The sequence below is a fragment of the Rhodococcus sp. NPDC003348 genome (assembly GCF_053589375.1).
Map to the genome: position 1 here is coordinate 25,292 of NZ_JBSFRT010000055.1, position 10,516 is coordinate 35,807.

Consider the following 10,516-nt stretch of genomic DNA (forward strand, 5'->3'; position numbering starts at 1 on the left):
GTCAGGCGGCGCCGTCCCAGGCGAACGGGATGAGCGCCGCGTCCAGCGGTGCGTCCGTCATCCGGTTGGCGAAGGTGGACAGGGTGAAGGTGCCGACGCCGAGCACCACCTCGAGCGCGTTGCGGCTGGTGAAGCCGTGGGAGAGAAACGCGCTCGTCTGTGCGTCGGGGACGGCGCCGTTGGTGTCGAGCACCGCGACGGTGAACGTCCGCAGTGCCTCGAGGCGCGGCTCGTGCAGGGCGGAGCCGGAGCGGAGGGCGGCGATCACCTCGGTTGGCGTGCCGCTGCGCGCGAGGGCCGCGGAGTGCATCGCGACGCACACGTGGCATTCGTTGCGGGTCGCAATCGTGAGTACGACCACCTCGCGTTCGAGCGGGGTGAGGGTGCTCTTCTCGAACAGGGCGTTCGACCGGGTGAATGCCTGCAGTAGTTCCGGTGACTCGGCCATCAGCGCGACGGGTGCGGGCAGGTACCCGAAATTGTCCGCGATCGTCTTGATGACGGGGCGGGCGGCGGCGGGGGCGGTCTCGAGGTCGTGCGCGTGGAATGTCACGGGGAGCTCCTCCGGGTAGCATCGACAACATGGTTGTCCAAACAGTAAGCCTGGTTGTCGATATCGCGCAAGGGTTGCGCCATGCCTGAGCGGGAACGTCCGGGCTTCGAGCTGCCCTTCCTGCTGTTCGCCGGATTCCGGGCCATCGTGGACGAGGCGCATCGGCGGCTGGCCGAGCAGGGTCATCCGAACCTTCGGCCCGCGCACGGATTCGCCATGCAGGCCGTCGGCCTCGACGGGGTGAGTGCCAGTGAACTGGGGCGACGGCTCGGCGTCTCCAAGCAGGCGGCCGGCAAGACCGTCGACCGGCTCGAGGCTCTGGGATATGTTGCACGACAGCCGGATCCGTCCGATGCGCGCGCCAAGCTGGTGGTGCTGACCGAACGTGGGGTCGACAGCCTGCGTCGGTCGGCCGAGATCTTCGAGCAACTGCGGGCGGACTGGGCCTCGGTGATCGGCGCGGACAGGGTGCGCCAACTCGAGGACGATCTGGGTGCCGTCACCGCCGGGCAGGGTTTCCGGCTGGACGCGCAGGCGTGGTTCGGCGGATAGCGCCCTCCGGCGATGAGTTTCGGGGCGGGTTCCGGTCTACCTGGGCAACGGCTTCACGCATCCCGCGCGGAGCGCCCGGCGGCGGTGCCGTCGATGCCACACCGAACCGAGGAGTCAGCCATGACCGCCACCCCGATCACCGTCGCCACCCCGGCCGCCGCGACCCGTGCGGTGTCGCCGAGGGCGCGCATCGCCGGACTCGTCGTCACCGCACTGGTGGTGGCGTTCCTGCTGTTCGACGCCGTCATCCACCTCGCGAACATCGCGCCGGTTCGCGACTCGATGGTCGAGTACGGCTTCCCCGACTACGCGCCGTACGTGATGGGCATCGTGATGCTGGTGTGCCTGGCGCTGTACCTGCTCCCGGTGACGTCGATCCTCGGTGCGGTGCTGCTCACCGGCTACCTCGGTGGCGCGGTGGCCTGCAACATCCTCACCGAGCAGCCGCTGCTGAGCACGATCCTGTCCCCGGTCTACGTCGGAATCCTGGTGTGGGGCGGGCTGTTCCTGCGCGACGCGGAGGTCCGGCGGATCATGCCGCTGCGCCGCTGACGCCGACCACCTCCCGGCTGAAGGTCACCTTCGTGCGGATCGGCCGCACGAAGGTGACCTTCAGCCATTCGGCCCGGGGATGGGTGGGGGTGAAAGATCAGGGTTCGGATCAGGGCGTCACCCGATGTGCCGACCCGCCGCCGAACGGCAGGCTGAACGCATGACATTCGACAGCAACGCTCCCAAGACCTTCGCTCGCTCCTCGTCGCAGCGCATGCTCGGCGGCGTGTGCGGCGGCATCGCCGAGTACTTCGGCATCGACGCCAACCTGGTTCGTGCCGGCGCGCTGATCGCCGCCTTCGCCACCGGCGGCACCGCGGTGCTCGTGTACCTCGCCCTGTGGATGCTGCTGCCCGCCTGAAATCCCCGCCTCCGGGAACCCCCTTGTCTGGGTGTGGGCGGGACACCGCCCGTTTGTTACTCTCCGGTAGCTCAAGTGTGACGGGCGCGACAACGCGGTGATCGCATCGTGGCCCTCACAACCGGAATCTCAGGCACAGGGGGAGAACGCGATGGTGACGACGTGTGAAGGGGGACGCCGGCACCGGCGGTTGCGGCGGCTTCGCCCCGTCGCGGTGGCAGCGGTGATCGCCTGCCTGGGCAGTGCGGTCGGCGCGTTCGGCGGCACGGCCTCGGCCGAGCCGGTGAGCGGCTTCTACCTCCCCCCGGACCGGTTCGACACCACCCCGGGCGCGGTGATCAAGGAGCAGCCGTTGCCCGTGTTCGCGACCGTCCCCGGCGCCGACGGCGGCTGGCCGGCCGCGGGTAGGCAGGTCCTGTACACCTCACGCAAGCAGGACGGGTCGCCGGTCGCCGTGAGCGGCACGTACCTCGACGCCACCCACCCGTGGCAGGGCCCCGGCGAGCGCCCCACGGTCGTGATCGCACCGGGCACCGCGGGCCAGGGCGACCACTGCGCCATGTCCGCCGCCTTCGCCACCGGTGTGTACGCCGACCCGGGCAAGCTCTCGATGTCCGCGAACCAGGAAGCGATCGCTGCCGCCGCGTGGACGGCCGCCGGCGCGCGGGTGTTCGTCACCGACCACATCGGACTCGGCACGCCGGGCATCCACACCTACGTCAACCGGGTCGAGGCGGCCCACGGCGTCCTGGACGCGGCCCGCGCCGCCACCAACCTCGCTGGTGATCCGAACGCGCCGGTGGTGTTCTGGGGTTACTCCCAGGGTGGCGGCGCCACCGCCGCCGCGGCCGAGTTGCAGCCGAGCTACGCGCCGGAACTCAACCTCAAGGGCACCTGGGCCGGCGGTCCGACCGCGGACCTCGTGCAGGTGCTCGCCCAGGTCGACGGCGCGCTGATCGGCGGTGTCATCGCCTTCGCGATCAACGGTTTCGTCGACCGCAATCCCGAGCTGGCACCGTTCGTCGACCAGATCCTCAACCCGCAGGGTCGTGCACTGCTCAGCGAACTTGCCGACGCCTGCATCGCCGACGTCATCTTCAAGCATCCGTTCCTGCGCACCGACACCCTCACCGTCGACGGGCGGCCGGTCCTCGACCACATGCGGGAGATCCCGGAGATCGTCGCGGTGCTCGACGAGCAGCGGATCGGGCGGCTGGCCCCGACGACCCCCGTCCTGATCACCAGCGGCCTCAACGACGACACCGTCCCGTACGGGCAGGCGCGACAGCTCGCCGCCGACTGGTGCGATCAGGGCGCGACGGTCACCTTCCGCACCAACGGATTGCCGCCGATCCTGCCGGGAGCGACGCTGCCCAACCACTTCGGCCCGCTGCTGATCGACGGCTACGGCACGAACAACGCCATCACCTATCTGTTCGACCGGCTGGCCGACAAGCCGCTGGCCGGCTGCTCCTTCGACTGAGTCGACTGCGGCGCCTGTGCGCGCTTCTGGTGGCCGGAGCCACTGGAAGCGCGCACAGGCGCGAAGCGCCGCCAGATCTGGGCGGCCGCGGTCTGCGCGGACAGCAGGACCTGCTTGTCGTCGATCTTCGCGGCCGGACCGAAGACGGAGAGGGCGGCAGCGGATTCCGCACGGTCGACCGGACCGATCGGTATCGCAACGCAGCTGAACCCCTTCAGGCACTTCTCCCGCCCGTACGCGATCCGCAACTCGCGCACCCGGTGGACATCCGGTGACTCCTCGGGTGTGGAACCGGCAACGGCGAGCAGCGCCGTGCCGATGGTCGACGACCGTGCGGGAAGCCGGCCGCCGACGTGTGAGCGGACGCTGGGGGTGAACTCCCCGCCGACCTTCTCGAGGTAGACCACCTCCGGTCCGTCGAGCACGCCCAGGTGCACGATGCACCCGGTCCGGTGGTGCAGCCAGTGCAGGCTGGGCAGCGCGGCGCGGCGTAGCGAGTTCTGCTGCGCGGCGACGGCCCCCAACTCGATCATGCGCATGCCCAGCTGGTAGTCCATTCCGTGCCTGTGTACCCAGCGCAGCGCGACCAGCTGCTCCAACGCACGATGAACCGACGTTCGGGGGAGCCCCGTGGCGGCGACGATCTGCGACAGGTTCAGCCGGCCACCGCCGGTGAACGCGTCGAGGATCAGGGCCGCGCGCTGCAGAGTCCCGGTCGGGCCCTCGTCAGACGTGTGCGGTGGCATCGGTTCCTCCTCGCCTCGTCGGTGGGTTGGTGCATCGCACCGCGCAGACGCCGATTCTTCCGCACACCGGAAACGGGCCTGTCGGCTGCAACGCGGGTTGCGCTGTACTGGCGTTCATGCCCAACCTCATGGCTTTCACTCCGGGTGCGATGTTGACCGACCGTCGCGCCGTGGTCACCGGCGGTGCCCAGGGTATCGGTGCCGCGATCGCGCGGTCCTTCGCCGCGCACGGCGCCGACGTGCTCGTGGCCGATGTCGAACCGCTCGGTCCGCTCGAGTTCGACCCGTCCGCGGGCGGCTCGATCGCCGCGGTCGAATGGGACGTCCGTGCGACGCCGTGCCCGCCCGAAGTCGTCGACCATCGCCCGGACGTGCTGGTCAACAATGTGGGTCACTACCTGCAGCCCCCGCACACCTTCGCCACCAACGCGCCGTCGCTGTGGGACGAGCTGCACGAGATCAATTTCGCCCATGTCCTGCGCCTGACGCAGGCACTGCTGCCGGGCATGACCGAGCGGGGAGGCGGCTCGATCATCAACCTCACGACCGTCGAGGCGCACCGGGCGATCCCCGGGCACAGCGTGTACTCCGCGTACAAGGCCGCGCTGACGCAGTTCACGAGGTCGCTGGCCGCGGAGGTGGGCCCGTCAGGCATCCGGGTCAACGCGATCGCGCCGGACCTCGTCGAGTCGGTCCAGGTGCCCTACACGTCGCTCGTCCCCGAGGAGGATCGCGAACTGTGGCCGACGTGGTCGCCGCTCGGCGGTCCGGGGCAGCCCGAGGACGTCGCCGGCGTCGCGCTCTTCCTCGCCTCCGACCTGTCGCGGTTCGTCACCGGCGGCACCATCCACGTCGACGGTGGCACGCACTCGTCCGGTGGCTGGGTCCCGCGTCGCTCCGGCGGCTGGACGAACCGTCCCCGCAATCCCTGATCCACTTCAACCGAAAGACACACCATGAAGATCCTGGTCATCGGCGGCACCGGCATGATCGGTGCACACACCGCCCTCCTGCTGCGCGAACACGGCGACGACGTCACCGTGGCCGGGCGCGGCCCGATCCCCGACGATTCACTGGTCGCCGACTTCCCGCTGCTGGCGGGCGATTACACGGTGCCGTCGTTCACCCGTGAGGAGTTGTCGGGGTTCGACGCCGTCGTCTTCGCGGCCGGTCAGGACCCGCGCCACCGGACCGCCGCCGACAGCGAGGACGACAAGTTCTGGGCGTCGACGCAGAGCGTCGGTGTTCCGCGCTTCGCGGAGCTCGTCAAGCAGGCCGGTGTGGGCCGCTTCGTGCAGGTCGGCAGCTACTACCATCAGCTGCGTCCCGACATCGCGACCACCAATCCCTATGTGGCGGCACGGAAGGCCGCGGACGAGGGTGCCCGCGCGCTCGCCGACGACTCGTTCACGGTCTGCACCCTCAATCCGCCCTCGATCATCGGCGTCGTGCCGGGAGCCTCGACCCGACGCTACCGGCGGATGGTCTCGTGGGCCGCGGGACGCGAGCCGGGCATTCCCGATTTCGCTCCCGTCGGCGGCACCAACTACATGTCGGCGCGCTCGCTCGCGCAGGCGGTCCGCGGTGCCGTGCACGGCGGCGAATCCGGTAAGGCGTACCTCGTCGGCGACGAGAACCTGGAGTACCGGCAGTTCTTCCAGCTGATGGTCGACGCGGCCGGCGGCGACCGGGAGATCGCCGCGCGAAACGAGGAGCACCCGCTGCTCTCGGACGCCGCGATCGTCCAGGGGCGGGGCAACACACTGGCGTACGAACCGGACGCCGACGAGACGCGGCTGCTCGGCTACGACCGGGGCGACTGCGCACGTGCCGTCGGAGAACTCGTCGAGGCGGTCATGGCGGCCGCGCCACGCGACTGACCGATCAGGCGTTACGCACCTGTGCGCGCTTTTGGTAGCGGGGACCACCAAGAGCGCGCACGGGCGCGAAGCGCTTACGTGCGGGTGACGACGGTGAACGGGCCGACGTCGGTGGTGGTGAAGCGGGGGTCGTCGAACAGCGACTTCGGGAAGCTCACGGTGTAGCGCTTGACGTTCGGGTCGTTCGGGTAGACGTCCTGGGCGAGGCGGAGGGTGTAGGCGTCGTCGCTGGACCGGAACACGAAGACGTCCGGTGCCCGCCAGGGGGATTCGTCCATCGCGGCGATCAGGGCGTCGGGGGAGTCGGACTCGGCCCAGCGCGCGATCGCGGCGGCCCGCTCGTCGAACTGGGCCAGCGGGTTCGCGTAGTGCGACGTCAGCGCCTGGAACCCGAAGTACGGGTAGAAGGACAGGAAGCTGGTGTCGGCGGTGAGGACGACGGTGTCCGACCGCGCTCCCGGCCGCTGGGCCAGGATCGTCTCGTCCACCTGCCCGTAGTACGCGGCCGCGCCCGGCGGACGCTGGTCGGCGCGCACGCCGTCGCCGTCGGTGTCGGTGTACGCGGTGTTGATTTCCGGCGCCAGGTGGTGCGGGATGGACTGCGCGAACGCCACCGCGCCCAGTGCGCCGACCGCGATCGCCGCGGCCTTCATCCGCGGGTTGTCACTGCTTGCGAGCAGGATCCAGCGGGTGAAGTCGACGAATCCGAAAACGCCTGCCGCGCCGAGCAACACCAGCAGCACCGGCTCCAGCCGGAACGAGAGCAGCGTGGTCCCGGCCGCGGTGAACGCCATCGACAGCAGCGACCACAGGTACACCGCGACCACCCCGATGCCGAGGGACTGCGCCCGGCGTGAGGAGGACGCGCGGCCGACCAGCCAGACCGTGCCCAGGAGGCACAGCAGGCCGACGAGGGAGGCATCGAACATCGGCAGCGGCAGCGTGGACCCGGACTCGGGCAGGTAGTGGGTGGCGGTGCCGGACCCGGCGAGCGAATGCGTGCGCAGTGCCAGTAGGAACGGCGTCCACACGATCAGCGCGACCAGCCCCGCGATCACCGCGATCACGGCGAGTCGCCGGACCGGATCCCATGCCGCGCGGATCCCGTTCGCGCGCACCGCGAATCCTGCCGCGATCACTGCCATGAGGACCACCGCGAACGCCGCGTAGCCGAGGTAGAGGGTGTAGAACGTCGCGGCCAGTCCGAGGAACAGACCCGTTCCGAGCACCGCCCCCCAGCCTCCGCCGCGGACGTTCCCGGGCCGGTACAGGCCACCCCACGCCAGTACCAGCACCGGCGGCAGCAGGACGACGAGCACGGCGCTGTACGCCTCGGGCGAGGCGTAGGCGAGGGTGAGTGCCGTCGTCGCCGCCGTCGCGAGCACGGCGAGGTCGGCGCGAATCAGTTTGGACCACAACACGAGCGCCACGACGGCGGCGACCGCGATCGAGGCGATTGCATACGGTTTGAACGTCTCCCACCCGGCCATGCCGAGGAGATTGGCGACCCGTCCGCCGACCCAGAACCAGCCGGCCGGGTAGAAGGACGGCAGGTCCGCGTACGTCATGTCGTCGAGGCGGGCGGTGTCCGTCATTCGGGTCAGGAACTCGGTGCGGAACTCCTGATCCACGGAGACGCCGTGCAGGTACAGCTTGGTTGCGGCCAGCGGCATGCCGAGGGTGACGGTGACGAATCCGGAAATCCCAACCCACGACGCCAGCTTCGCGACCCTTGGGGCGCGGCCGGCCCGGAGGAACCACACCGACAGTGCGAGCAGTGCCAGGGCGGCCACCTGCCCGACCGTGGTCAGCGCGCGGGTGACATTGGAGGAGTTGAACGCCGGCCAGTCGACGACGGAGAACGCGACGAGGCCGACGGCGGCGACGACCGCTGCGACGACAACGGCCAGCACCATCTCGACGAGTGTTCCGACTGCGCGGCGGGTGGGCTGGACGAGGTCGGGCGGGGTGGTGCTGGCGGTCGTCGTCACGAATCCGGAGTCTAGGCGCTACGGCGGCGCCGCCTCCGTCAGGTGGACGGCTCGGTTCGCGTGATCGCGCGGGTGATTGCCGCCGCCGAGAACGAGACGAGCTCGGACTGGTCGAGGTGAGCCGCCCAGTTGTTGGCGATGGTGGCTGCCACCCCCTGCAGTCCGGACAGCAGGAACGGAAGGACCCTCTCGTCGTCGAGCAGGATCCGCCCCTCCTCCTCGGCGGCCTCGGTCACCGCGCGCAGGACTTCCGCGTCGTAGAGGGCGGCCACTCGGTGGACCTCGTGGAGCGACTCGCGATCCGAGTCGGCGTTGCCCTCGGCGTCACGCCAGATCGCGGACATGCGCCCGACCCGGCCCCACCGCCGGGCCGAATCGTCGATGATGGCGACGAGTAGCGCCGTGACCCCGCCGTCTCGTGGCAGTGCGGCGACGCGTTCCGTCGACTCCACGATGGCCTCGTCGAGTAGCGCCATGAAGATGTCCTGCTTGTCCGCGAAGTACTGGTAGATGAGGCCGGTGCTCGTGCCGGCGCGTTTGGCGACCGAACGGATCGTCAACGCCGAGTAGCCGCCCTCCGCCAGCAGCGCCGCGGCGGCGTCCAGCGTTCGGCGTCGCCGAGCTTCGGCGTCGCCGTAGATCGACCCTGCGTTCGATTCGCTCACCGAATCACCGTACCGATCGGCTCGGGGGGTCGGGCACCGAACGTCCGACCAAGAATGAACATTGTTCGATCTAGTATTGAACAATGTTCATTCTGTGGCTACAGTCACTCGCATGACCACTAGTTCCGTGACCCCGACCACATCCGATTCCGGGACCGGGCAGCATCCTGACGGCCGCGCCGCAGCCGAAATCGCCACGGAGGCAGGGCGACTTCTCCTCGCGCACCGGGCGGGGCTGGCCGAGCCGGGTGTGGACCCGGCACAGGTCAAGGCCGCCGGAGACCGGCTGAGCCACGAGTTCATCGTCGCCGCGCTCGCGGAGCGCTTCCCGGACGACGCGGTGCTCTCCGAGGAGGGCGCCGACGACCTGGCCCGCCTCGACGCCGATCGGATCTGGATCGTCGACCCTCTCGACGGCACCCGAGAGTTCGGGGAAATGGGACGCACCGACTGGGCCGTGCACGTCGCGCTCGTCGAACACGGACGGCTGACGGTCGGCGCCGTCGCCATGCCCGCACTCGGTGTCACGTATTCGACCGGCGACACGCCGATCCCGCCGAGCCCCTTGGTCGGGGCGCCGAAGGTGGTGGTCAGCCGCACCCGCCGGCCGGAACCGGTAATGGCGATGGCTGCCGCCCTGGGCGCAGAACTGGTCGAGATGGGTTCCGCCGGTGCGAAGGCGATGGCAGTGGTCCGCGGCGACGTGGACATCTACGCCCACGCCGGTGGTCAGTACGAGTGGGACTCGGCGGCTCCGGCCGCCGTGGCCCGTGCTGCGGGACTGCATGTTTCGCGAATCGACGGTTCCGAACCCGTCTACAACCAGGAGAACCCCTGGTTGCCCGATCTGTTGATCTGCCGCCCGGAGTTGGCCGGCAAGGCATTGGAGGTACTTGCGCGATGACACGTGCACTGACCCACCTCGAGAGACTCGAGGCCGAGAGCATCCACATCATGCGGGAGGCCGTCGCGGGGAGCGAGAACCCCGTGATGCTGTACTCGGTCGGCAAGGACAGCGCGGTGATGCTGCACCTGGCCCGCAAGGCGTTCTTCCCGTCCCGGTTGCCGTTCCCGCTGCTGCACGTCGACACGACGTGGAAGTTCCAGGAGATGTACAAGCTGCGTGACGAGTCCGCTGCCGCAGGGGATTTCGATCTGCTGGTGTACCAGAACCCCGAGTGTGTGGAGAAGGGGATCAACCCGTTCACACACGGTTCGTCGACGCACACCGACATGTGGAAGACCGAGGGCCTCAAGCAGGCACTCGACCTGCACAGGTTCGACACCGCCTTCGGTGGCGCGCGGCGCGACGAGGAGAAGTCCCGCGCCAAGGAGCGGGTCTTCTCGGTCCGCTCCGCCGAGCACCGCTGGGATCCCAAGCGGCAGCGACCCGAACTGTGGCACATGTACAACGTCCGCCGCTCGCCCGGCGAGACGCTGCGGGTGTTCCCACTGTCGAACTGGACCGAACTGGACGTGTGGGAGTACATCCGGCAGGAGAACATCCCGATCGTGCCGCTCTACTTCGCCGCCGAACGGCCGGTCGTCGAACGCGACGGCACCCTGATCATGGTCGACGACGACCGGATGCCGTTGCGGCCCGGGGAGGTTCCCGAACTCAAGAGCGTCCGCTTCCGCACCCTCGGCTGCTACCCGCTCACCGGGGCCGTCGAATCCACGGCCGCAACCCTGACCGACGTCATCCAGGAAATGTTGCTCACCACCACGTCGGA

Annotated in this window: 12 protein-coding genes; 8 read left to right on the top strand and 4 right to left on the bottom strand. The window is 69.5% G+C overall.

Annotated elements, in window-relative coordinates; genetic code table 11:
- Position 1: 1 nt before the first annotated feature.
- A complete protein-coding gene (locus ACWDU4_RS25565; protein ID WP_450116748.1) occupies positions 2 to 553 on the bottom strand; it encodes a carboxymuconolactone decarboxylase family protein in 552 nt (183 codons plus the stop codon).
- A gap of 81 nt (positions 554 to 634) precedes the next feature.
- Here ACWDU4_RS25565 and ACWDU4_RS25570 point away from each other — a divergent pair, with 81 nt between their 5' ends.
- From ACWDU4_RS25570 to ACWDU4_RS25585, 4 genes are all read left to right on the top strand, one after another.
- Positions 635 to 1,105, top strand: coding sequence for a MarR family winged helix-turn-helix transcriptional regulator (locus ACWDU4_RS25570; RefSeq protein WP_450116749.1), 471 nt, complete (start codon positions 635 to 637; stop codon positions 1,103 to 1,105).
- A gap of 120 nt (positions 1,106 to 1,225) precedes the next feature.
- Complete coding sequence (locus tag ACWDU4_RS25575; protein WP_450116750.1) at positions 1,226 to 1,657, top strand: DoxX family protein; 432 nt, start codon at positions 1,226 to 1,228, stop codon at positions 1,655 to 1,657.
- A gap of 160 nt (positions 1,658 to 1,817) precedes the next feature.
- Complete coding sequence (locus ACWDU4_RS25580; RefSeq protein WP_450116751.1) at positions 1,818 to 2,018, top strand: PspC domain-containing protein; 201 nt, start codon at positions 1,818 to 1,820, stop codon at positions 2,016 to 2,018.
- A gap of 151 nt (positions 2,019 to 2,169) precedes the next feature.
- Positions 2,170 to 3,501: a lipase family protein gene (locus ACWDU4_RS25585; protein ID WP_450116752.1), complete on the top strand. Its 1,332-nt coding sequence runs from the start codon at positions 2,170 to 2,172 to the stop codon at positions 3,499 to 3,501.
- On the opposite strand, the gene ACWDU4_RS25590 is transcribed toward ACWDU4_RS25585, so the two are convergent.
- A complete protein-coding gene (locus ACWDU4_RS25590; RefSeq protein WP_450116753.1) occupies positions 3,447 to 4,247 on the bottom strand; it encodes an IclR family transcriptional regulator in 801 nt (266 codons plus the stop codon). The genes ACWDU4_RS25585 and ACWDU4_RS25590 overlap by 55 nt on opposite strands.
- Before the next feature lie 116 nt (positions 4,248 to 4,363).
- Between ACWDU4_RS25590 and ACWDU4_RS25595 the strand changes: the two genes are divergently transcribed.
- Together ACWDU4_RS25595 and ACWDU4_RS25600 are read left to right on the top strand one after the other, a co-directional pair.
- Positions 4,364 to 5,179, top strand: coding sequence for an SDR family NAD(P)-dependent oxidoreductase (locus ACWDU4_RS25595; protein WP_450116754.1), 816 nt, complete (start codon positions 4,364 to 4,366; stop codon positions 5,177 to 5,179).
- A gap of 24 nt (positions 5,180 to 5,203) precedes the next feature.
- Entirely contained in the window at positions 5,204 to 6,127 is a 924-nt protein-coding gene (locus tag ACWDU4_RS25600; RefSeq protein ID WP_450116755.1) for an NAD-dependent epimerase/dehydratase family protein, read from the top strand.
- 74 nt (positions 6,128 to 6,201) lie between these two features.
- Here ACWDU4_RS25600 and ACWDU4_RS25605 read toward each other — a convergent pair whose 3' ends face one another.
- Both ACWDU4_RS25605 and ACWDU4_RS25610 read right to left on the bottom strand, forming a co-directional pair.
- A complete protein-coding gene (locus ACWDU4_RS25605) occupies positions 6,202 to 8,043 on the bottom strand; it encodes a galactan 5-O-arabinofuranosyltransferase (RefSeq protein ID WP_450116760.1) in 1,842 nt (613 codons plus the stop codon).
- 113 nt (positions 8,044 to 8,156) lie between these two features.
- A complete protein-coding gene (locus ACWDU4_RS25610) occupies positions 8,157 to 8,783 on the bottom strand; it encodes a TetR/AcrR family transcriptional regulator (RefSeq protein WP_450116756.1) in 627 nt (208 codons plus the stop codon).
- Between the two features lie 112 nt (positions 8,784 to 8,895).
- Between ACWDU4_RS25610 and ACWDU4_RS25615 the strand changes: the two genes are divergently transcribed.
- Together ACWDU4_RS25615 and cysD are read left to right on the top strand one after the other, a co-directional pair.
- A complete protein-coding gene (locus tag ACWDU4_RS25615; RefSeq protein WP_450116757.1) occupies positions 8,896 to 9,687 on the top strand; it encodes a 3'(2'),5'-bisphosphate nucleotidase CysQ in 792 nt (263 codons plus the stop codon).
- A partial coding sequence (gene cysD / locus ACWDU4_RS25620) for a sulfate adenylyltransferase subunit CysD (RefSeq protein ID WP_450116758.1) occupies positions 9,684 to 10,516 on the top strand: 833 nt, incomplete at its 3' end. The genes ACWDU4_RS25615 and cysD, both read left to right, overlap by 4 nt.

Excerpts from the sequence above, each read along its gene's own strand:
- ACWDU4_RS25570 (WP_450116749.1), top strand. The coding sequence starts at position 635 with ATGCCTGAGCGGGAACGTCCGGGCTTCGAGCTGCCCTTCCTGCTGTTC.
- ACWDU4_RS25595 (WP_450116754.1), top strand. The coding sequence starts at position 4,364 with ATGCCCAACCTCATGGCTTTCACTCCGGGTGCGATGTTGACCGACCGT.
- ACWDU4_RS25575 (WP_450116750.1), top strand. The coding sequence starts at position 1,226 with ATGACCGCCACCCCGATCACCGTCGCCACCCCGGCCGCCGCGACCCGT.
- ACWDU4_RS25580 (WP_450116751.1), top strand. The coding sequence starts at position 1,818 with ATGACATTCGACAGCAACGCTCCCAAGACCTTCGCTCGCTCCTCGTCG.
- ACWDU4_RS25590 (WP_450116753.1), bottom strand. The coding sequence starts at position 4,247 with ATGCCACCGCACACGTCTGACGAGGGCCCGACCGGGACTCTGCAGCGC.
- ACWDU4_RS25605 (WP_450116760.1), bottom strand. The coding sequence starts at position 8,043 with ATGGTGCTGGCCGTTGTCGTCGCAGCGGTCGTCGCCGCCGTCGGCCTC.
- ACWDU4_RS25615 (WP_450116757.1), top strand. The coding sequence starts at position 8,896 with ATGACCACTAGTTCCGTGACCCCGACCACATCCGATTCCGGGACCGGG.
- ACWDU4_RS25600 (WP_450116755.1), top strand. The coding sequence starts at position 5,204 with ATGAAGATCCTGGTCATCGGCGGCACCGGCATGATCGGTGCACACACC.
- ACWDU4_RS25585 (WP_450116752.1), top strand. The coding sequence starts at position 2,170 with ATGGTGACGACGTGTGAAGGGGGACGCCGGCACCGGCGGTTGCGGCGG.